This is a genomic window from Lentibacter algarum (assembly GCF_018860975.1).
Lineage (GTDB): Bacteria > Pseudomonadota > Alphaproteobacteria > Rhodobacterales > Rhodobacteraceae > Lentibacter > Lentibacter algarum_A.
Genome location: NZ_JAHKQI010000009.1, coordinates 249,568 through 270,360 on the forward strand (window position 1 = coordinate 249,568; position 20,793 = coordinate 270,360).

At 55.8% G+C, this 20,793-nt stretch carries 18 protein-coding genes and 1 tRNA gene; 9 read left to right on the forward strand and 10 right to left on the reverse strand.

Features of this window, described 5'->3' with window-relative positions; all coding sequences use genetic code 11:
* Nucleotides 1-17 precede the first annotated feature (17 nt).
* From KO498_RS15090 to KO498_RS15100, 3 genes are all read right to left on the reverse strand, one after another.
* A complete protein-coding gene (locus tag KO498_RS15090) occupies nucleotides 18-413 on the reverse strand; it encodes a hypothetical protein (RefSeq protein WP_215960748.1) in 396 nt (131 codons plus the stop codon).
* Between the two features lie 94 nt (nucleotides 414-507).
* A complete protein-coding gene (gene ggt, locus KO498_RS15095) occupies nucleotides 508-2,289 on the reverse strand; it encodes a gamma-glutamyltransferase (protein WP_215960749.1) in 1,782 nt (593 codons plus the stop codon).
* An 89-nt stretch (nucleotides 2,290-2,378) separates the two neighbouring features.
* Nucleotides 2,379-3,377, reverse strand: a complete 999-nt coding sequence (locus KO498_RS15100; protein ID WP_215960750.1) for a 2-hydroxyacid dehydrogenase — start codon at nucleotides 3,375-3,377, stop codon at nucleotides 2,379-2,381.
* A gap of 123 nt (nucleotides 3,378-3,500) precedes the next feature.
* Here KO498_RS15100 and KO498_RS15105 point away from each other — a divergent pair, with 123 nt between their 5' ends.
* A complete protein-coding gene (locus tag KO498_RS15105; RefSeq protein ID WP_215960751.1) occupies nucleotides 3,501-3,998 on the forward strand; it encodes an SH3 domain-containing protein in 498 nt (165 codons plus the stop codon).
* 84 nt (nucleotides 3,999-4,082) lie between these two features.
* Nucleotides 4,083-4,157 (forward strand) — tRNA-Gln (locus KO498_RS15110).
* A gap of 697 nt (nucleotides 4,158-4,854) precedes the next feature.
* On the opposite strand, the gene KO498_RS15115 is transcribed toward KO498_RS15110, so the two are convergent.
* The 3 genes from KO498_RS15115 to KO498_RS18360 form a co-directional block, all read right to left on the reverse strand.
* Nucleotides 4,855-5,310, reverse strand: a complete 456-nt coding sequence (locus tag KO498_RS15115; protein WP_215960752.1) for a hypothetical protein — start codon at nucleotides 5,308-5,310, stop codon at nucleotides 4,855-4,857.
* Between the two features lie 273 nt (nucleotides 5,311-5,583).
* Nucleotides 5,584-6,111, reverse strand: coding sequence for a tyrosine-type recombinase/integrase (locus KO498_RS15120; RefSeq protein WP_354667669.1), 528 nt, complete (start codon nucleotides 6,109-6,111; stop codon nucleotides 5,584-5,586).
* 377 nt (nucleotides 6,112-6,488) lie between these two features.
* Nucleotides 6,489-6,617: a hypothetical protein gene (locus tag KO498_RS18360; protein WP_289847844.1), complete on the reverse strand. Its 129-nt coding sequence runs from the start codon at nucleotides 6,615-6,617 to the stop codon at nucleotides 6,489-6,491.
* Between the two features lie 416 nt (nucleotides 6,618-7,033).
* On the opposite strand from KO498_RS18360, the gene KO498_RS15125 reads away from it, so the two are divergent.
* From KO498_RS15125 to KO498_RS15135, 3 genes are all read left to right on the forward strand, one after another.
* Nucleotides 7,034-8,149 carry a hypothetical protein gene (locus KO498_RS15125; RefSeq protein WP_215960753.1) on the forward strand — a complete coding sequence of 372 codons (1,116 nt, stop codon included), beginning with the start codon at nucleotides 7,034-7,036 and terminating at the stop codon, nucleotides 8,147-8,149.
* Nucleotides 8,150-8,804: 655 nt separating this feature from the next.
* A complete protein-coding gene (locus tag KO498_RS15130; RefSeq protein ID WP_215960754.1) occupies nucleotides 8,805-10,097 on the forward strand; it encodes a hypothetical protein in 1,293 nt (430 codons plus the stop codon).
* Nucleotides 10,097-10,876 (forward strand): hypothetical protein, encoded by a 780-nt coding sequence (locus KO498_RS15135; protein WP_215960755.1) that lies wholly within the window; start codon nucleotides 10,097-10,099, stop codon nucleotides 10,874-10,876. Before KO498_RS15130 ends, KO498_RS15135 begins: the two co-directional genes overlap by 1 nt.
* Nucleotides 10,877-11,465: 589 nt before the next feature.
* Here the strand turns inward: KO498_RS15135 and KO498_RS15140 are convergent.
* The 3 genes from KO498_RS15140 to KO498_RS15150 all read right to left on the reverse strand — a co-directional run bounded on the left by KO498_RS15140 (nucleotide 11,466) and on the right by KO498_RS15150 (nucleotide 16,077).
* A complete protein-coding gene (locus tag KO498_RS15140) occupies nucleotides 11,466-13,085 on the reverse strand; it encodes a sulfatase-like hydrolase/transferase (protein ID WP_252731471.1) in 1,620 nt (539 codons plus the stop codon).
* 78 nt (nucleotides 13,086-13,163) lie between these two features.
* Nucleotides 13,164-14,195, reverse strand: coding sequence for a TAXI family TRAP transporter solute-binding subunit (locus KO498_RS15145; protein ID WP_215960757.1), 1,032 nt, complete (start codon nucleotides 14,193-14,195; stop codon nucleotides 13,164-13,166).
* Between the two features lie 19 nt (nucleotides 14,196-14,214).
* On the reverse strand, nucleotides 14,215-16,077 hold the full coding sequence (locus KO498_RS15150) for a TRAP transporter permease (RefSeq protein ID WP_215960758.1): 1,863 nt from the start codon (nucleotides 16,075-16,077) through the stop codon (nucleotides 14,215-14,217).
* Between the two features lie 127 nt (nucleotides 16,078-16,204).
* On the opposite strand from KO498_RS15150, the gene KO498_RS15155 reads away from it, so the two are divergent.
* On the forward strand, nucleotides 16,205-16,987 hold the full coding sequence (locus KO498_RS15155) for an IclR family transcriptional regulator (RefSeq protein ID WP_215960759.1): 783 nt from the start codon (nucleotides 16,205-16,207) through the stop codon (nucleotides 16,985-16,987).
* A 467-nt stretch (nucleotides 16,988-17,454) separates the two neighbouring features.
* Here KO498_RS15155 and KO498_RS15160 read toward each other — a convergent pair whose 3' ends face one another.
* Nucleotides 17,455-18,402, reverse strand: coding sequence for an SDR family oxidoreductase (locus KO498_RS15160; protein ID WP_215960760.1), 948 nt, complete (start codon nucleotides 18,400-18,402; stop codon nucleotides 17,455-17,457).
* A 169-nt stretch (nucleotides 18,403-18,571) separates the two neighbouring features.
* Between KO498_RS15160 and KO498_RS15165 the strand changes: the two genes are divergently transcribed.
* The 3 genes from KO498_RS15165 (at nucleotide 18,572) to KO498_RS15175 (ending at nucleotide 20,793) form a co-directional block, all read left to right on the forward strand.
* A complete protein-coding gene (locus KO498_RS15165; protein ID WP_215960761.1) occupies nucleotides 18,572-19,465 on the forward strand; it encodes an AraC family transcriptional regulator in 894 nt (297 codons plus the stop codon).
* Between the two features lie 236 nt (nucleotides 19,466-19,701).
* Complete coding sequence (locus tag KO498_RS15170) at nucleotides 19,702-20,481, forward strand: IclR family transcriptional regulator (RefSeq protein WP_215960762.1); 780 nt, start codon at nucleotides 19,702-19,704, stop codon at nucleotides 20,479-20,481.
* Nucleotides 20,482-20,607: 126 nt separating this feature from the next.
* Complete coding sequence (locus KO498_RS15175) at nucleotides 20,608-20,793, forward strand: hypothetical protein (RefSeq protein WP_215960763.1); 186 nt, start codon at nucleotides 20,608-20,610, stop codon at nucleotides 20,791-20,793.

The window sequence follows — 20,793 nt, forward strand, 5'->3', positions numbered from 1 at the left end:
CACAAGCCTATTGCGGGTTAATCACCGACACGGATGCGCCTGAACGATGAACTCATTTTCTTGCGGCTGCTGCCGTTCTGGGGAAGTTTCCGAGCTGATTTGTTGCTGCTTGAAAGATGCGACCAGACTTCGGGGATCACTTCATCAACTTCGCGCTTACGCTCGGCTTGTATCTGCGCTTGGGTTTTGATGCGGCCAGTCCTGTTGTATTGCTTTTCACGCGCAGCGAACTGCTCTTCTTCGGCATTCGGGCTTTTCAGTTCTTTGAGGCGAAATTTGACATTTTTCTGATATTTTTCAATGCCATAGCTGAGAACAGTGTGCTCGGCCGCTGTGGCTTGCACATAGTAGTCGGCGCCCGCAAGGGTGAAGCTCGCGATTGCCAGAAATGATAGCTGTACTGTTCTCGACATAGGACCAACCTCTTCGTAACCTTTTGTTGGTTAACGCGGGTCATTCTACCCAAGACTGTGTCAAAACAGGGTTAATCCGGTGAAAACCTCATGGTTATTTGCCAAGCACGATGCCTTCGCGGCGAGGGTCGGCGCCGCCTGACAGGCCCTCCTCGCTGAGCACGATCATATGCAGGCCCGAGTTCAGAGCGCGGGTGTTCACTTCAAAGCCCATCTCACGAAGCGGGGCGACCATCCCTTCGGCATCGGTGCCCTCTTCAACATCATACCCGCCAAAGCGGTTGACAAGATGCGGCAATGCGACCGCCTGTTGCGCATCAAGCCCCCAGTCAAGATGCGCGACCAGCGTTTTGGCCACATAGGGGATGATCCGCGAGCCGCCGGGGCTTCCGAGCACGACGACGGGCTTACCATCTTTGAGCACAATTGTTGGTGCCATTGAGCTGCGCGGGCGCTTGCCCGGCTCGACACGGTTGGCGATTGGCACGCCGTCGCGGTGAGAGCGAAAGGAGAAATCTGTTAGTTCGTTATTGAGCAAAAACCCTCCGACCATGAGCCGCGAGCCAAAAGCATTCTCAACCGTTGTCGTCATTGAAAGCGCGTTACCATAGCTGTCAACGATCGAGATATGCGAAGTCGAGGGCAGTTCGATTGCTTCGTCATCGGCCAGGTTGTAGCTGTGATCAAACTCTGGTTGGCCCGGGGCAACTTCGGTGAGCGCCTCAGGCCCGCCGAGCAACGCGCCTCGCTTGCTCAGATAGTCGGGCGCTAGCAGGCCCTTGCTTGGCACTGGCACAAAGTCACTATCGGCGATGTAGCGCCCCCTGTCGGCAAACCCGAGGCGGCTCGCGTCGCCCAGCAAAAGCCAGGCCTGTGCATCTTGCGCTGACGTGAGGTCGTGTTGCTCAAGCATGCCAAGGATCATCCCGACTGTCAGCCCGCCCGACGACGGCGCGCCCATTCCGCAGACTTCATAGCCTCGATAGGCAGCACAAACGGGATCGCGTTCGATCACCTTATAGAGCGCGAGATCAATTGCAGCCAAGGTGCCGGGGTTGTCCTCGTCGCCTTGCACTTTGGCAACGATATCCTTCGCCAGGCCTCCGGAATAGAACGCGCCGACACCCCGCCCGGCCAGCTCTCTCAGGCTTTTGGCGTAGGCAGCATTTACCAGCGTTTGACCTGCAAGTATGGGGTGCCCGTCGGGTAAGAAGTAATCACGTGTCGCAGTGTCATGGCGCAACCGTGCGGCATCATTTGCGACCATCTCGGCCAGACGTGGCGACACACGAAAGCCGTTCTCGGCAAGCCCGATTGCGGGTGAAAACAGACTGGCCCACTTGGACTTCCCCCAGCGTCTGTGGGCTTCTTGCATCAGCGCGGGTGTGCCCGGCGTGCCGACAGAGCGGCCTCCAACGACAGCATCGTAGAACTTCAGCGGCTCGCCCTGTGCGTCAAGAAACAGTGTCGGGCGCGCCGCGAGAGGTGCGGTTTCGCGGCCATCAAGGCTGCTGAGCTTGCCTGTCTCGGCGTCATACCACACGAGGAAGGCGCCGCCGCCGAGGCCCGAACTTTGAGGCTCAACCAGCCCCAACACAGTCTGAACAGCAACCATAGCATCGGCTGCTGTGCCGCCCTCAACCAGCACCTTCGCTCCGGCTTGGGCTGCATAGGGGTTGGCCACGGAGAGCATCCAGTTTTGGGCTACTACGGGCTTGCCAGCAGCCTTGGCTGCTTGCGATTGTGCTATTGCCTCATTGAGCGTTTCTGCGCCCAAAGCCGTCGCTGTTTCAGGCGCAACAGCATCGGCTGTCTCCTGAGCAAAAACGGGGGATGCAAAGCATAATCCTGCAACAATCCAATTGATCAACCGCATGTTCGTGTCTCCAGATATCCGCCGCGCACCTGCGCAAAACGGGCCAGTTTCAAACTGTCGGCACTCGTAACTTCGGACGTCTTGATGCTTTATAGCATCGACGGAACAACCTGATCAGGCGGGCGGTGCCCATCGTCAAATGTCTTGATGTTTATGATAACTTTTTCGCCCATTTCAAGCCGCCCTTCAAGTGTCGCGCTGGCCATATGCGGCGAGAGCACGACATTTTCAAGCGCGCGCAGATCGGCGTTCATTTCGCCACCGTGATCGAGACCGTGCTCAAATACATCAAGCCCAGCGCCAGCAAGCTCCCCAGCCTTTAGCATCCGTGTGAGAGCATTTTCGTCGATCACCTCACCGCGAGATGTGTTGATCACCACAGCTTCGGGCTTCATCAACTTCAGGCGGCGCGCGTTGATCAGGTGAAACGTCGAAGGTGTGTGTGGACAGTTTACAGAAAGCACATCCATGCGTGCCACCATTTGATCAAGGCTCTCCCAGTAGGTTGCTCCAAGTTCGGTTTCCGTCTCTTCACGCAGGCGCCGGCGGTTGTGGTAATGTATCTGCATGCCAAAGGCGCTGGCCCTGCGCGCGACAGCTTGGCCGACACGCCCCATGCCCAAGATACCGATCCGCTTGCCGCCGATCCGTGTGCCCAACAGCGCTGTTGGATTGAACCCGGAAAAGCCACCGTCTTTCATCAGAGCGAGGCCCTCGGGAATGCGACGCGTGACAGCCATCATCAAAGCCAAGGTCATATCGGCGGTATCGTCAGCCGAAACCCCCGGCGTGTTGGAAACTAGAATGCCTCGCTGTCGAGCGCTAGCAACATCAATATGGTCAAACCCGGCCCCATAATTGGCGATCAGCTTGAGCTTCCCACCTGCCCGTGCCAGCAGATTAGCATCAATCGTATCTGTCAATGTTGGCACCAAAACGTCAGCGTCTTGCATCGCGCTGGCAAGCTCGCTGCGGCTCATCGGGGTGTCATCTTCGCGCAGGCGCACATCAAAAAGCTCGCCCAGCCGGGCCTCTACCGCCTCTGGCAGGCGTCGCGTGACAACAACACTCAGACGTTCAGATGTCATAAACAGCTTCCTTTGCTTTTCTTTTCCGCGCGTTGATGTCAGGTTGACCGATAGAACGCCAAGGCACAAGAACCTTGCGCAAAAAATGACCACGGCAGAGACGAAGGCAAAGCAGGCAAACCCATGAAAACACGTGTGATCGGTTTTTTCTTAGCAGTGCTCATGAGCGCTGGCGGCGCGCTTGCGGATGGTGCGCGCGGCAGTGTAACCAACCTGCCGATCCCGCGGTTTGTTTCGATCAAGTCCGACGAGTGCAATGTGCGCCGCGGGCCGTCGCTGAGCCACAAGATCGACTGGGTGTTCAAACGTCGTGGCATGCCTGTCGAAGTCACCGCTGAATATGGCCACTGGCGCCGCGTCCGAGACCGCGACGGAGCTGGCGGCTGGGTGCATTACTCGCTGTTGTCAGGCTCGCGCACGGTGATCATTGAGGACGATCTGGTTGCCTTACATATCCGCCCGGACCCTGAAACACAGATAAGCGCCCGCCTCGAGATGGGCGTGATCGCCAAGCTCGGCAGTTGCACCGCTGACTGGTGCCGACTGAATGCCGGCGGCTACAAAGGCTGGGCACCCAAAACTGTTCTCTGGGGCGCAAAACCCGACGAAATCCGAGAATAAGCGTTTTTGTGCAAAAGAGTCGCAAAAATTTTCAACAACAGTCTTGAAAGCATCGCAAAGGGCGCGTAACTAGCCCCTCAGAGTTGGGATGTGGCCTAGCGGTAGGGCAACTGTTTTTGGTACAGTAGATCGTAGGTTCGAATCCTACCATCCCAGCCAACTCTCTCAGATAGCTTGTAGAAAAAGCACTCACAGCTTCCCGGCTGGTCGAGAACCCTACGTTATGCCCCAGTTTCCGCCCCAGTAGTTTTCGGGTGTTTCGGGGGTGGCGGGTGATCCCATACATCTCGCTGGAGGCCTACCTTCTGCCAACCAAGGTCGTTCATGAGATGTCGTGTTTGGTTAGCATTGGCCTGTAGCTCTTGGCTGATGTGATTAACCAAGTCGCTCTGAGGAACAACTACCAACTTACTTTCATTCAGATACTCATCGAGCTGATCCAGAATGATCTGGCGACTGGTTTGCCTTACTGGGGCACTTCGGATCGACTGAGCACTAGCGAAGGACAGACGACCGACCGCTGGGAGGGCAAGTGGCTGGGGCGGAAACTGGGGCATAACGTAGGGTTCTCGACCAGCCGGGAAGCTGTGAGTGCTTTTTCTACAAGCTATCTGAGAGAGTTGGCTGGGATGGTAGGAGTCCTTGCCGCTCGATGATTGCCAACGGTTTTTTGGAGTGGGGGGCCAGACTGGGGCGGTTACTGGGGCAGGCTGGCTGGGGTGTCTGGGGCAGACTGGACCGACCACTGGGGGGCAGTGGAGCCTGAGCGAACGGTGCGGCCAGAGGGAGTGTGAGCGTCGGGGCGGTTTGGGAGCGAGCCTGAGGCCCAATTAACCGCAATGGCCTCGATATCGTGTCACGTCTTTGAGCGCCCAAACGGAATAACCACTCCCTGATCTGGGTACTGCATATGTTGGTAAAAAGTGTCTTTTTGCACTCGTAGGTGCTCCAATGCGGCATCTAAATCATTGTAGAGCTTTAAATCTATAACATGACTGCCCCTAATGGCTAACGAATACATTCGGCTAAGCCGCTTCCCGAAAGAGCTCGAAGCCACAATCGCGACTGGAATAGGGTTCGACAAGTTTGGAAACAAACTGTCATACAGATCCTTGTATTCTGACATCTCCCACATACCCACCGTAGCATCATCCAATGAGCGAAGATCTATAAGTTGCCTATGTTTTGGGTGAAATGAGCTGTCGGCAGCATAGGCTCGCAAAGCTTCGCTGATTTCCTGCAAGGTAATAACGCCTGAAAGCTTTACGTAAACTAGGTCTAGCGGTTTAATTAGTTGGTGCGTAACAGCCATGAAAACTGTCCTCTAATAGCCACGGGAACCAAAGGTACCAGAGGAAAGAAAAAAAACATAGCCAGTAATCCCCCCCGGCCAGCACACGCCAGCCGAGGGAGAGGTCTTAGACAGTCCGGTTGACCACGTAGTCAGCCAACCACTGCCAGTAGGCTTCAGCACTAGGGAAGCCCTGAGACCGTGCTGCGACGTCCTCCGCTGCCCGACGAGAGCAACCACCATCGAACTGAGCGATAGCGGCCCTCTCTTCGAACTCCTCGATGCTCGGGATGCTCATTTGGGCAGGCGTAGCTGATCAACGATCGACCGCTTCTGTTGATCCGAGATTCCGGCGGAGTAGATCCCGTAGGTCAACCCGTTCTCAGAGCGTGCCGATTGATGGCCAACCAGAGACGCCGTCCAGTGCTCCGGGACGCCAGAGCGCTCGCACTGGGTTACGAACCACTTGCGAGTTGAGTGGAAGACCAACCCCTGTCGCTCCAACCCCAGGCGCTGCCTGAGAACAGCAAAGCGCTTCGTCACGTCGTTGACCTTCAGAGACGGGAACAGAGGCCCCTCAGAGGGCAGTCGGCGGAACTCCTTGACCAGCCGAGGGTGCAACGGAACCTCTCGCTCCGCCGCATCGGTCTTTAACAGGCGAAGCCGATTGGGGCGCACTAGTAGAAACAAGCCCTGTTGACCCTTTTCGACCAGGTCGTCTCGGAGCAGGCCCGTCGCTTCCCCCGCTCTCAACCCCGACAACAAGCAAGTGACTAGCACGGAGCCCAAGACAGGGTCTCTCGCCGCAAGCAGAGCCTTCACCTCAGCGTCCGTTGGAGCCGCGTAGGGTTGCGGTTGGACCTTGCCGTCAAAGCGAACAGTCTTGAACGGGTTCTGCTCAAGAGACCCTTCATAGACCGCCCAGTTGAGGAAGTGGTTGCCCCTTCAAATAGGCATAGCGAATACGAGCAGACATAAGCCTCCTCCTTTCGTTTCTAGGATTGTGAGTTTTAAGTGGAGAGAACGCGCAGGATTTGCTCCAACGCAGGTTCTCCGTAAGCGCCCTTCAGAGGGCCAGTGAAGGCGAAACCGCCCACACAATCTTCGTAGACTTCGGTGACTTGAAACTGATGCTCCGGCACGTCATCAAACGCGGCGACAATCAGAACGTCACCCTCTTGTAGGTGTCGCTCCGTGGATCAACTCAGCCAACTGACGATCGTCAACATGACGAACACAAGGAGCGCATCATCAACCAAGGTGGTCTTCTGAGCACGCGAGCGTGCCTTCTTAGGGGCAAGCAGGGCCTTCATAAGGTAGGACAGCATAGTAAACCTCCATCGTTGCTATCTTAATAGATACGGAGGTTTGCTCGGTTTTCTGGGGGGAGTGGGTGACGGCCCTGAGCGGACCTTCGGCCGAGGACCTCGTCGCTATGCTGCGGCTTTGACATTTCTGACATTCGCTAAAAACCGAATTGCCAGTTATTTTCTTGCAGACATTGCCGAGATGGGAGGTCGTTCGTCGCTTGTCTGTAGTCAGATAGACTTGGCACCATAAGGAGTTTCAAGTGATGTACATTGTTATCCGGCACGATGTGATGGGTTCGTACCTCAGTGACTAATGCGCGCCACAATCAGGACACTTTGTGCTTCGAGGGTTGGCTCAGTCGCCAGGTCATCTAAAGTGACGGAAACAGTCTTATTCGCAATTTTTGCTCTCACGTTCTGAAGGTATTGCCACAATGATTTTTGCCCCGTCATTGGAACGCCTCGCCTCCGTCGGGACGAATGATTTCACCGAGCAACAAGCGATCAGAAATGAATGGTCAGAGATTTTCGCAAAGGATTTCGACCATTTCGACAGTTTCTATGACCTCATTATCAACGCAAGCCAGACCCTCTTGGACATAGAGCCGCCTTCACGGCAGCCCCATGCATTCACAAGGCAAAGCGCCGAGGTTTTTCTCTTCACAGCCTCGGACGCGGGCTATCTGGGCACCATTGGCTCAAAGCCCGCAATAGAAGAAAGCCTTGCACGGCACAATGAAACGATTTTGTCTTTGGTTGCTCAGATGACGGCAGCGGCAAAGCACCGACAAGATCTTGCCTTGGCCGTGAACGCGCTCATGTCGCTGTATTTCTATCATATCTCGTATGGTGATGTTGGCAAAAGGTTATACGCTGATGTGGCACGCATCATTCCCGATGCGGTGATGGCCTTTCCCGCGCAGGCATTCCCTTTCGCGCTCTTCCTGCTGTCCAATGGTGGGGATGCCGCCGAACGTATGAGCCGGATCATGATTTTCCATGTGGTCCAGCGCGGGGACATTGCACATGAGCTCTGTCACGAGGTCGCCGAGGGCACGATAGACTTGCGCAGGGATTGCAAATGGCTGCGTGAGTTAGGCCCGGCAATCATGGGGCCTGTTGCGCGAGCTGTGCGCGACGAGCGCCCAGAACTATGCGACGTCTTTGTATCGGCCTTCGTTCTGGAACCGCTCCTGTGCAACCCGCAGAGCCGCGAAGAACAGCTGGAACGCCTTGAAGCCGACCTTTCCATTCTACGTGCCCGCCTCCGGAGCTTTGAAAGATGGCTCAAGGCACCTACGCCCGTCACAGCGCAAGATATCCCTCTCGTCCTTGACATCGCGGAAAAGGAAAAGGATCTGGAGCGTGTCAAAAACGACTTTGACGCATGGATGGCTGAACACTGGGATTTCGCCGTGCAACAGATCGCAACCCGGCCAGACAATCACGCCACACTTCAGGCGATCCGGGCCGGACTGTCTCCATTCCTCAGCACTGAGTTGGAACAACTTCTTTCAGATGCGGCCAAGGTGACACCGGACAAGGATTGAAAGGCTACGTTTGATATTTTGAAAGACGATTGCCGAATTTTCTATTGCAGCGAAAGACCGCTTCCCGCCCATGTCCACTACCAGCCCACGCCCGCAGCCCTCCGACCGCCTCTCACTCAGCTATCGCTGTGCTTTGGCCAATCCGCCCCATGCTCACTCCGCTCCAACTCGCGTTGCTCCTCGTTCGCTCCGTTCCGCCCCAGTAACCGCCCCAGTTTGTCCCGGCAGTCAGAAAAGCCTAGCGTTGCCATCGGTCGGCAAGGACTCCTACCATCCCAGCCAGCTCTCTCAGTCAGTAAGTTAACAAGACACTCAGGGCTTCCCTGCTGGTCTAGAACCCCACGTTATGCCCCAGTTTCTGCCCCTGCTAGAGGGACGCCTTCCCTTTGCTAGTGGAGGGGGTTCTATGGGGGTGGGTAATAGGTATAAGTAATGAATAGAGAGCGGAGGGAAGAGACCCAAGTTCCTTCCTACCCGCCCAACCTAACCTAACCTAGAGGAAAAGGGGGAAGAAGTGGCAGAGATAGAGAACTCCTGGCACTCCCGCCCATAGACGACAGATATGATTCATTAAACCATCGCGTCGAGTTAAAGATGCGCGACGTTGGACATTTACGATGTTAAGGTTTGTTAACACATATGGAGAGCGCTGTTTATGACTGTTTCGAAGGACCGGCTTACTGTTGCAGAGGCCAAAGGGCTGCGCACAGCAAAGGAACTTGAGGGCCATCTTGCCTGGCTTGATACATTTACGCCTGCCGCGCTCGGCGTGCTTGCGATTGCCTCGGGGATTTATACCTATCTCGGTGTTTCCTCCTTGCTGGAAGACAACGGCGCCGTTTCGTTCTTTGCGGCTGTGGCTTACTCTATTGCTGTCTCGGTCGGAATTTTTGTTTTCTGGAGTTATATGCTGCGGTTGCTGCCTGCCATGCGAACTGCGGGGGGCTTTATCGGACTTACTGTCGCCACGATGGTCGGCTCGCTTGCTATCATTGCGATGTCGAGCTGGTTAAATGCGGCGGCACTTGCAGGCTCTGCCGCTGTTGAGCAGCATTTGGAAAACACGGTCAGGGATTATCAGAGCGCGCTTGAGCAGGCGCATGACATTGCGCTGAGCGGCCAATCTCTCGGGCGGGAAGTTGAGCGCGCGCGGCAAAGTTTTGATGCACTGGCAGAGCTCGAGCAATCGGGCGAACTTTCTGGTGCGGCAGGGCGTGGTGCGGTCTTTCGGGTTTTGAAGCAAAAGTCAGAAGAGCTGAAAAATCTTGAAGACCAGATTGCCACGCAGCAGCCGTTGATTGACGAAGCCTTCGAAGACGGAAACAGGATCCTTGCGCGGATGCGCGAGCTTACCGTGGCGGCGGGTCCTGTTGACATGCGTTCGGTGCGCTTCTCTGAGGAAAGCGTAAAACTCGCGGGCGTGGTTTCGCAGCTCAACCAATATAGCGTTGCGACACTTGTGGCGCGGGCGGCGGAAGACTTGCCAGCATCTGTTGTGTTGCCCGAGCTTGACGGGCGCAATTCATCAGTCCGCGATGCGCAATCGGCCACGATTGACTCGGTTCTTGATGCGCTCGACCAGCGCAGCAAGTCACTGAAGAACGCGGCGGATGCTGTGCTGGAGATCGAGGCGCCTATAGAGACCGCTTACAACCCGATCTCGGCGGCGGATGCTGTAATCCGATATGCGGGGAATTTTGTACCATCATGGGCGGGGGCGATAGCGATTGACCTATTGCCTGCGATTCTTGTTTTTGTGCTGGCCGTAACCCAGACAGCGATAAGAAACGGGCGCGATGGGATGAGCATTGAAGACACGCTCACATTGGCTGACCTTCGGGCTGCGATTAACGCGATGAAAGATGTCGAAATGACGATGGGCGCGGCGGATGCTGCGATGCATGAACGCACCGCGAAGCTTGAAGACGGCAAACCGGACAAGAGCTGATGCGTTATTTGCCGCAGATAGACGCGAAGAGTGGGCTGAAATATGTGCTGCTGTTGCAGCTTGCTCTTGCAGGCTTGCTTATAGCGACGCAGATTTTCGGGATCATGCCGAAGTTGTATGAGGAGAAGGTCGAGCTGCCCAATGGGCCGGTTTCACCTGGCGACCAACGGCGGGAATACAGAACCGACCGTTCCTTGCCTGGCCTTGTGACTCAGGACGGGCCAGCCGACCTTTCCATGCCAGACAAGTTTGACAACCGCTTGCGGTTTGAAGTGATGGTTGTGGAAGGCAAGGGCAATGTGTTGCTTGTTACAGGGCAGATTGATGAGGGCGCAGCGCAGCGTTTTGAGGAGCAGCTTGCGGATATGCCTGCAAAGCCCGACCTGATTGCGCTGCATAGCCCCGGGGGGCTCGTTCAGGAAGCTCAACAGATCGGACGGACTATCAGGGTGAAAGAGCTGCCAACGGCTGTTCTTAAGGGGGGTGTTTGTGCCTCCTCCTGCCCTTACGTTCTGGCTGGCGGACTGGACCGGGCTGTTTCTCGGCAAGGGATCGTGGGGCTGCACCAGCATTATTATGATCAACCTGGATATATGCCTGTGATGTTCGCGGTCGAAAGCATTCAGACGGGCCAAGGTGAAACGATGGAGTATCTCGTTGAGATGGGAGTGGACCCGTCGATCATGGTTTACTCGCTCAAGACACCGCCCGAGCAGATCTATGCGTTGGTTGAGGAAGAGTTGATCGAAACGCGTATTGCGACAAAAATCGTGGATTGACGGTTTTGAAACGCAGGCAAGCTCATCTTTGGAGAAGCTCATCACGACATATGAGGTGATCACGCTGACTTGGGGAGTGTCCCGAGCATGTTTGCTTGAAACAGTTTCGGCCCTCGGGGCGGGAGTGCCAGGAGTTCTCTATCTCTGCCACTTCTTCCCCCTTTTCCTCTAGGTTAGGTTGGGCAGGTAGGAAGGAACTTGGGTCTCTTCCCTCCGCTTTCTATTCATTACTTATACCTATTACCCACCCCCATAGAACCCCCTCCACTAGCAAAGGGAACGGGCAGTTTCCAGACCTTCGCCGAAGTGGCAAACTGTTGGGTGTGATATTGGCAAAGCAGCCATTCAACACATGAGTATTGCAAACTGCCAATCAATGGCTGCAGCGAGTGTTCTTCCACAGCTGCCGCTAGAATTCGAAAAACATAAGACTGCGTATCCTGATCGGTTGTGCCCCGGGCGCCTAAATTGAAGTCATCTAAGATGCACAGGCTTCGTCGCAGCAGCATACCCGCGAATACCGCACAGTCACGAAGCCATCGTGATCCTAAAACTGACACCCAACAACACGTTCGCGCCAAACTTAATTTCAGAGCGCCTCGCGCGACGGTCTTGTATTCTCTTTAGCTTGATCCAGAACTTCGCTCAGCTCGTCCTCGTTGCGATAGCCGATCAAGATGCCCGCTTTGGCTTCGCCCAAAACAGCATCTCGTGCGGCGATTTGGGCATCCGAAATAGTTGTGCGTTGTGACGTCCGCCGCGCCCAATCAAAGAACAGGCGTTCAAGCCGCGCCGCTTCATCACTATGCGCTGGGTCTGCGCCCAGATCGGTTAATTCGTCCGGGTCTGCCTTCAGGTCAAAGAGCATGGGGCGAAACCCTTCTGCAAAGACGTATTTCCACTGCCCGTCAAACAGCATCGTCAGCTTGGCATCCTTAACCTCGACGCCAAGCCGTTTGCGCACGTCGCGCATCGAGTAATCATACTCAGATACCGCAAAGTCTCGCACTTTATCTTGCGTCCCATGCAAGACGGGCCGCAGCGAGATGCCTTCAATGATATGGGGCACCTCAGCACCGCCGAAATAATCGAGAATCGTCGGGACAACATCAATCGCCTCAACCAAAGCCGAGGATTTCAGCCCGCGGGTTGCATCTGCCTCGGGGCTCGGATCAACGACGATCAGCGGGATGCGCGACGAAGCGTCGTGGAACAACTCCTTTTCGCCCATCCAGTGGTCACCAAGATAATCGCCATGATCGGAGGTGAAGACAATCATCGTCTCCTCGGCAATCCCTTGTTCATCGACAAAATCCATCAGGCGGCCGATCTGATCATCGAGTTGTTTGATCAGCCCCATGTAGGCGGTCAGGACACGGGTGCGGGCGGTGTCGTCGCTAAAGGCGCGCGACACGCGTTCTTCCATAAAGGCGCCGTAGACTGGGTGGGGATCGGCTTTTTCTGCCGCATTGCGCACCGGATCGAGATGCGTCTCTGGGCCATACATATCATGATAGGGAGCAGGCACGATATAGGGCCAGTGCGGCTTGATATAGCTCAGGTGCAGGCACCATGGCGTGTCTCCGGCCTCGCGGATGAAATCCATCGCGCGTCCGGTGATGTAGGGCGTTTCGCTCTCCTCGTCAGCGGCGCGTGCGGGTTTATCGGCATTGTCCAGAAACCAGCCGTTCAAGATGTTGCCGTCTGCGTCTTCGGCGCTGTTTGCGACACTTTGCCAAGGGTTGTCGTCTGGCCAGCCACGCTCTTTCATGTGGTCGTCATAGGCCTTGTTGCGCGCGTAGCGCGGGCCGTCAGGGTGCAGCCCGTCGTCGCGCTCAAAAGGCTCAAAGCCGCATTCCGAGACCAACACGCCAATCTCGCTATCGGGCGCCAACCCAAGGCGGCGCATACCTTCAACATCGGCAGTCATGTGGGTTTTGCCGCAGAGCGCTGTTCGCACTCCGAGTGGGCGGAGATGATCGCCCAGCGTCATTTCACCCACCTTCAGCGGGATGTTGTTCCAGGTGGAACCATGTGAACCGGCGTAACGTCCGGTGTAAAAAGACATGCGCGAGGGGCCGCAGATCGGGGATTGCACATAGGCTCGGTCAAATAGAACGCCGCGCTTTGCCAGCGCATCGATATGTGGTGTGTGCAGATGCGGGTGTCCGGTGCACGAAAGGTAATCCCACCGGAGTTGATCACACATGATAAAAAGAACGTTCTTGGGCATTGGGAGAATTACCTGAAGTGGTGGCCGGGGTGCTATCACCCCGACCAGTTTCGTTTACATGCGAGCGGTGTCAGGGATTGTCACGCCCAGCTCTTCAAGCGCGCGCAAGGCACCTGGGTGCAGAGGCATGTTGATGTCAGCGACAGCTGCTTCCGGATTGACCGCCTTAAGCCATGGTGCGCTTTCGCCCATCTCGGCAACGCCAGCGAAGAAGGCTTTGGTCATCTCGTAGACCATCGCCTCGTCTGCGCTTTCATTCGTCACGATGCCGACGGTGACACGCAGTGTCGTCGTGTCGCTGTCGTTCGTCTGGTTGTCGCCATAGACACCAGCGGGCAAAACACCCAAGCCAAAGCCGGGACGGTTGACCAGCGCCTTGACTCCTTCGGCTTCAAGCTTGTCCGCGGGGATGCCGAGGAAGCGAACTTCGTTTGTCACAGCGATCTGAGTCAGCACAGGGCTCGGCGCGTTTGTCGGGTTGCAATAGACGTCGAGGTTGCCATCCTGAAACGAAGCCGCTGCTGCGTCCCAGCCGAATTTTACCGCTTCATAGTCTTTGCCCGCCTCGAGGCCTGCAACAGCCTTGAAAAGACGCTCCATTGTAGAGTAAGCCGCACCTCCTGGTGGGCCGAGAAAAACACGCTTGCCGCGCACATCCTCCATCGAGGTGATGCCTGAAGATTCGTAGGTCGCAATGTGATAAACGCCCATCGGGAAGTTCAACACAGCGCGCAATTTCTTGGCCAGTTCCGGCGCCTGATCCATCTTCGCAAACATTGCTTTTTGATTGGACATCAAGGCCTGCAACGCAGGAGACGTCATGCAAAACGCTGTCTTTCCCTGTGCAACTTCCAGAACGTGGCGTGTGGCAGCCCCTGTTGCGTTGACCTGAATCTCGTAGTCAGGCAGCTCGCGATTGATGATATTGGCGAAGGTCGTCATCACAAGGTTCGGGGTGGTGCCCGGGCCAAGAGTTGACATCCGCAGCAGTTCTTTTGCCATGGCCGCGCGCGGCAATACTGCGAGTGCTGAAGCTGCAACAGCGCTTGCCAGCACCGAGCGGCGGTTGAGGTTTGTCGTTTTCATGGATTGGTCCTCCCTGTTGTCATGAAATTTGGTTTTTGGTTTTCAGTTCCAGACGGTCGAAGATCATCAAGCCCACGGCGACAGCCGCTGCGACCCACGACACGAGTGTTCCGAAGAAGATAAGCGCTGCGGCCAAACCCAGCCCGACAGGCACCATGTAGCCTTTGCCGCGGCGAGGGTAACAGGCTCGCGAAATCAGGATCGTGGCGAGCAGCACGAATAAGATCGCCTGAGCCGATTGCCCCAGAGTAAAGCCGGTGCCCAGCAAAAGCGCAGGTTTGTAGATAAACGCAAACGGGATCACGAACCCTGGCAGGGCAAGCCGTGACGCTTCCAGAGCTGTGCTCATAGGAGACGACCCTGCGATCGGGGCCGCCGCAAAGGCAGCCAGAGCAACAGGTGGCGTGATCGCTGACAGGACTCCGAAATAGAGCACAAACATGTGGGTATGGACGATCGGCACGCCCAGCTTTTGCAGCGACGGCCCCATAACCAGCACGATGATGAGATAGGCAGGCACAGTTGGCATGCCCATGCCGAGCAGCAGACAAGCGATGGCCATCAGAATAAGCGACAGGATCAGCTGATCTTCGGCAAGGCTCGAGAGAAGTGAGGCAAAGCGCAGGCCAACACCCGTCAGGTTTAGAACACCTATAACGATACCCACAGCGCCCACAATCACCACCAACTCTGCCGAGATCAAACCTGCCGAGCGGATAAACTTGAGCCAAGCCTCGCCATTGAGCAACAGATCAGGCCGGATCGCGAACCCCAGAACCGTGGCAAGGGCAACGCCGACGAAGCCTGCATAGGCGGCTGATGCCCCCCCAACCATGGTGACGACGATGCCAGTGAGCGAAATAACGAAAACCGCCATCTGAACAAGCTCGCGCCAGTTGAACGAAATGGGCGGTTGCTTTTCCTCGTCAAGATCCATGTTGCGGGCCGCACTCGAGATCGCGACGAAAAGACCACCGTAGTAGAGCAGCGCAGGCACCGCAGCTGCAGCGCAAATTGTTAGATATGGCACGTTCGTCACGTCAGCCATGATGAAGGCAACCGCCCCCATGATCGGCGGGGTGATCTGACCACCGCTCGATGCCGCAGATTCAACAGCTGCAGCGAAACGGGGCGAAAACCCTCGCTTCTTGATTAACGGAATGGTGATGACACCGGTGCCAACCACATTCGCTACGGCTGACCCCGAAATCGTGCCAAAGAGCCCGCTTGCTACAGTCGCAGCGGCGGCTGGGCCAGATCGCAGGCGACCAGTGGCGGCCAAAGCAAGGCGCACGAGCACCAAGTCGATCGCCAGCAATTCAAGCAGGGAGCCGAACAGGATGAAAATCAAAATGGTTGATACGACAGTGGCCATTGGCCGGCCAAACACACCGTCAAAAGAGAACCACAGCACGGTCATCAACTCTTCGGTGGAAATACCTGCGTGGCGCAGAAAACCGGGCGCCATATGCCCGAAGGCCCCATAGGCCAAAACGATCCCCGCAACCAGCGCCATGACCAGCCCGACCGACCTGCGCGTCAACTCGACAACGGCGAACAGGCCGAGCATGCCCATCCAGATATCAGTCGACGTCAAAAAATAGAGACCTGTCTCGATCTCTTCGGCGGCGCGGAAATATTGAAAGACACTTAGCGCAAGCGCCACGGCGGTAAACAAAAGAAGCATGCTGTCCCACAAGCTGCCTGACCGCCCGAAGCCTGATAGAATGATCAGCAAACCGCCGACCAACAGCATTCCGACACGTAGGTAGGAATCAGAAAACACGCCAAACACAGACACATATAGTACGACGCTGATCACGATGAGCGACAATAGCAATACGGCACGGTCCACGAGTGTGGATTTGTTCAAAACAGTCACAGCGTCCTCCCTTGAGCCCCTGTTTCCAGTCCGCCTCGATCTCCCGACGAGGTGTGTGGGCGTGTAAGAAGGCTATTGAACAGTGGCATCTTTGTCGACTATTCGTTTCACTAGGTGGAATGATGCGATGACAAAGCTGAACCGATCAATTGACCGTGGGATGGCCGTTCTTGAGGTCGTCCATGCTAGCGGGCGCATACCCCTTGGTGCGCTTGCTGCGCGCACGGGGCTGCCTAAACCGACAGTTTTGCGCATCTGCGCAACACTTGAACAGCGCAGATGGCTGTTCCGGCGAAGCAGCGACGGCTGCTATCAGCTTGGTTCGGCCTTTCCGCAAGAAGCCGGTATGCCAAACCGTGTCGATAAACTTGTCGCTGTTGGCAAGGGCGAGATTGTGAAGCTGAGTCGTAGCACAGGCCTGGCCAGCGATCTGGCTGCAGGAATCGGCGGTGGGCGTGTCGAGATCATAGACACATCCCGAGTGTATAAAGTTCACGCGATATATCCCGATGTTGTGGGCTTCCGGCCCTCGCCCATCCTGTCTGCATTGGGGTCGGCATATCTCTATGCGATGACGGGTGAGGAACGCACTAAAGCCTTGCAAGATCTCGTTGACCAGCTGCCACGCGAAGAAGTCAAAGCGCTGCCTCAACTGGCAAAAGTCTTGAGCGATATTGGAACGCGTGGCTATGCTGCCCGCTCGCCGGGCCATTGGGGGAGGGCCGTAGACTACGGTGCGCTACCTGCGGCCATAGCCGTTCCAATTATTGCAGGCGGCGAGCCGGTCGGTTCCATTAGTCTGGTCTGGAACGCCAACAACCGGTGTTTGGAAACGGTCGTCAAAGATCACTTGGCGCAGCTGCAAGCGACAGCGCAGACCATCGGTAAGACCTGCGCTGATCAGAATTGACGGGTGAGTGGTTTCAGGCGGGTAGGTCGCCTCGCCATGCCAATCATTGAGGGATGAGAACCCTTTGAGAAGATCATAGCCCGCAATCTGCGATCAATTGCTCTCTGTTGCTCAGAACAATTTTAGAGCCAGCCCTGCTACGTCAATTGAAACAGAATGCCTAACAGTGCGCGATCCGGTCGCCTGGGAAGTAACACTGCGGAGTCTGATCACCGGATGAACGTCCGAAATGATTCGTGAGCGGTCGTTCTGCCAACACCATCCAATGGCGGCTTCGTCCGCCTCTTACCAGTTCATGCGCGGTGCAGCAAAAGGAACGTTATCCTGTACCAGCCTTATCCTATACCAGCCGTTCGTGATCAGCGCGGCGGATGACGGCGAAGAGCCCATTTTTACGCGATGCTGCAATGTGTTCGAAGGGCTGTTGTTGCAGGCGAGGTGCAATTTACCCTTTGCTCGTTTTTCGGTTAGCCATCCCAGTTGAACCCTGTTGCTTCTTCGGACACGGTCCAAAGTTTCTCCATGACAGCTTTGTCGTAGGCATGAGGATTTAGTGTGCCCTTGCCGACCGGTCCGACGAACTCCATCCGGCCCGTCGGGCCGTAAAGCGCGCGCTGTTCCAGCCCGTCCTCGGTGGCGCACATGACCTCGGGGTAGGCTCCTCTTTCGGCGGATTGCACCATAGGCGTGAGGGCCATGAGCCTGAAGAGCAGCTTGGTCAGCCAGTTGCCGCTGGTGGTGATCAGCGAGGTTGCCGAAGAACCGGGGTGACAGACGTAAACCGACATGTTCTTGCCTGTCCCCGCAATCCTGTCCTGCAATTCATAGGCAAACATCATCTGCGCCAGCTTGCTCTGACTGTAGACAGGATTTGCGCTGTAGTTCTTGTCCCAATTCATGTCGTCGAATTGGATGGTCTTGATCCCCATGTTGTAGCCAAGGCTGGCGACCACAACGATCCGGCCTTTGCTCGCTTCGATCAGGTCGAACAACATTCCACACAATACGAAATGCCCGTAGTGGTTTGTGCCAAGCTGGCTCTCAAAGCCATCGACCGTCAGCTTCTGTGTCGGCACTTGCGCGATGGCTGCGTTGCAGATCAGCGCATCGATCCGAGGAACGATTTTCAGAACCTCATTTGCTGCTGCGCGGACGCTTGCCAGTTCGGACAAGTCCATACGCACGAAGCTCACCTCGGCCTCAGCCCCGAACTCTTCTTTCAGTTCTTTTATGGCAGCGGTCGATTTGTCTGCGCTTCGGTTCAGCATCACGACCTTTGCCCCCTTGGACAGAAAGATGCGCGCGGCTTGAAATCCTGCACCAGCATTGCCACCGGTAATGACATATGTTTTGCCCGTAAGTGATCGGAGGCGGTCAGGCGTCCAGCCTTTGGGTCCGAATATCGTATCTGCCATTGTGTTCTTCCTTAAGGCGTCGGCACAACAGCCGCGCGATGTCTGCTTTCGTGTTGAAATGATAGATAGCTCTCACCAATGGTCAAAAACAGATGAAATCGTCGCGTATACTTGCCTAATTGTATCACACAGGTTGTCTGGGGGGATTTTGAACCGTTAGACTGGCTGCATGAGCAAAGAACACATCAAACACCTTATTGAAGCCCGCACCGACCAAGACGGCCTGACAGAAACCGGAATCAAAGGCGTGCGGTTGTTTCGGGCCACACAAGCGATCCCCTGTGTTCCTGCCGTTTATGAACCCAGCGTTATTGCCATCGTGAGCGGTGCCAAGGAGGCTATTCTTGATGGCCACAGATTTGTCTACGACGACAGCCAATATATGTGCTGCCCGATGTCGATGCCAGTAAGGGCTGGTACACCTGCCGCATCCACAGATAACCCTCTCTACGGTGTCATCGTTTCACTGGATAGGCGTGTGATGACTGAAATGGCGATGGAGATAGAGAATACCGGAGGCGTCCTCCCAGTGCTCGAAGGCGGTTTGCGTGCGCAAGGGATCAGACTGGCCAAGTGGGACGACGCTTTCACCGATGCGTTGCTAAGGCTGCTACAGCTAGGGGTAAGCCAGACGGACACGGCAGTTCTTGGGGAGGTGCGGTTGCGCGAGTTGTATTACGCGATCCTAAAGGGTGAGGCAGGTGTCTTTGCAAGACATGCCTTTGGCGCTGGCAATGCTATCGCGCGGTCCATCGCACATGTGTCGTCCCAATTGAACGCACCTATTTCGATTGAAGATATGGCAACCCGTGCAGGCATGAGCCGTGCCGTGTTTCACCGCAAGTTTAAGCAGGTCACAACAATGGCCCCGATCCAGTTCGTCAAATCCATGCGTCTCAACAACGCTGCGATGAAGATTGCTGGCGGCATGACTGTGAACGAGGCGGCAATGGATGTGGGCTACGTCAGTTCGTCACAGTTTAGTCGAGAGTTCAAACGTATGTATGGGCAGTCTCCGCGACAATGGAGCGATGCGCAGCAATTCGCGGCGGAGATCGGGTGATAGTCGGCGAAGAGCCCATTTGGCTAAATGCTGTGCTTTGCACGAATGGCCGTAGACGTGGAAAGCCGACCTTCGTAAAGTGAGGGCAGCATCGACCTTCGCAGCACCTGACGCAACAATCGCGCGAATTGACGTTAGAGAAGCACAGGAAGTGTAGGCTAAGTGTTTTCGGACAATCAGCCGGAGCACCCGTTTTAGCGGAACTGGGATTTCGGCATCGGGGAAAAGAGTATCGGATGAAAACCGTCGACAAGGCAATGCTGCTGCTGCGCCAGTTTTCACTGGAAAGCCTGGAAATCGGGTTGAATGAGCTTGCCCGACTTACGGGGCAGGACAAGGCCGTGACGCGCCGGCTGTTGGTCTCGCTCGTAAAACATGGCTTCATTGAGCAGAATCCGGAAACCAGAAAGTACTCTCTTGGCCACGGGTTCCTGTCGCTTGCGCGGCTGAGAGAGGCAACCGTACCGATGGTCAAGGCGACGCAAATCGTTGTGCAATGGCTGTGTACGAAATCAAACGAAACAGCGCATGTAGGGATTCCGGGGGCGGAACGAATGACCACTGCGGCCTATGCACTGCCGTCCCGAGGGAATGTCATCAACCTGCGCCCGGCCGAAACCTACCCCTATCACGCGTCGTCTTCGGGTCTGGCTTTTTTGTCCTTTTGTTCGGAAAGCACACGCATGCGACTGCTTGAACTGGAGCGAGAAAAACTGACCCGGTTCACACTTACCGATGATGACGCGCTGGCCGCATTTTTTGAAGAAACACGTCAAAGGGGCTACTCGTTCAGCCGCAATACCGTCGAGGACGGGGTATGCAGCGTCGCCATGCCATTCTTTACCGATGGCAACGACCCGGCTGGGACAATTTCCATTGCTGTGCCGGATCTGAAAATGAATCCGGACCGTGAAGCCGAGCTGACCAGGTGGCTTGGTGCTGCGGTTGAGCAGCTTGAAATCTCGTTGACCGGTGTTTCGATGTCCAGAAGACGGCTTTCGACAATCGCCTCTTAACAGGGGGTGCGATAATCGCACCGTTAGGACGTAAAGTTTCAGAGAATCGTTTCCACCTGCCAGTTTCGCACCACCGCTGATGAACCGTTTGCGAAGCATCGGCTTCGCTGGCAGAAAGAACTATAAATGGCGAAGAGCATTCCTCAAACTGCACCTGTTGTCATCGTTGACGGAGGCATCATTGGTGTCTCCACGCTCTATCATCTTGCGAAGCGCGGTGTGAACGCGGTGCTGATCGCGGGAAAAATGTTCCCGCTGCGGGCACAGCTGACGCCGTTTTACGACCCCAAGGGAGAGATCATGCGCGGGTAA

Coding starts and splice junctions, on each gene's coding strand:
- KO498_RS15090 (WP_215960748.1), bottom strand. CDS start 413: ATGTCGAGAACAGTACAGCTATCATTTCTGGCAATCGCGAGCTTCACC.
- ggt (WP_215960749.1), bottom strand. CDS start 2,289: ATGCGGTTGATCAATTGGATTGTTGCAGGATTATGCTTTGCATCCCCC.
- KO498_RS15100 (WP_215960750.1), bottom strand. CDS start 3,377: ATGACATCTGAACGTCTGAGTGTTGTTGTCACGCGACGCCTGCCAGAG.
- KO498_RS15105 (WP_215960751.1), top strand. CDS start 3,501: ATGAAAACACGTGTGATCGGTTTTTTCTTAGCAGTGCTCATGAGCGCT.
- KO498_RS15115 (WP_215960752.1), bottom strand. CDS start 5,310: ATGGCTGTTACGCACCAACTAATTAAACCGCTAGACCTAGTTTACGTA.
- KO498_RS18360 (WP_289847844.1), bottom strand. CDS start 6,617: ATGCTGTCCTACCTTATGAAGGCCCTGCTTGCCCCTAAGAAGGCACGC.
- KO498_RS15125 (WP_215960753.1), top strand. CDS start 7,034: ATGATTTTTGCCCCGTCATTGGAACGCCTCGCCTCCGTCGGGACGAAT.
- KO498_RS15130 (WP_215960754.1), top strand. CDS start 8,805: ATGACTGTTTCGAAGGACCGGCTTACTGTTGCAGAGGCCAAAGGGCTG.
- KO498_RS15135 (WP_215960755.1), top strand. CDS start 10,097: ATGCGTTATTTGCCGCAGATAGACGCGAAGAGTGGGCTGAAATATGTG.
- KO498_RS15140 (WP_252731471.1), bottom strand. CDS start 13,085: ATGTGTGATCAACTCCGGTGGGATTACCTTTCGTGCACCGGACACCCG.
- KO498_RS15145 (WP_215960757.1), bottom strand. CDS start 14,195: ATGAAAACGACAAACCTCAACCGCCGCTCGGTGCTGGCAAGCGCTGTT.
- KO498_RS15155 (WP_215960759.1), top strand. CDS start 16,205: ATGACAAAGCTGAACCGATCAATTGACCGTGGGATGGCCGTTCTTGAG.
- KO498_RS15160 (WP_215960760.1), bottom strand. CDS start 18,402: ATGGCAGATACGATATTCGGACCCAAAGGCTGGACGCCTGACCGCCTC.
- KO498_RS15165 (WP_215960761.1), top strand. CDS start 18,572: ATGAGCAAAGAACACATCAAACACCTTATTGAAGCCCGCACCGACCAA.
- KO498_RS15170 (WP_215960762.1), top strand. CDS start 19,702: ATGAAAACCGTCGACAAGGCAATGCTGCTGCTGCGCCAGTTTTCACTG.
- KO498_RS15175 (WP_215960763.1), top strand. CDS start 20,608: ATGGCGAAGAGCATTCCTCAAACTGCACCTGTTGTCATCGTTGACGGA.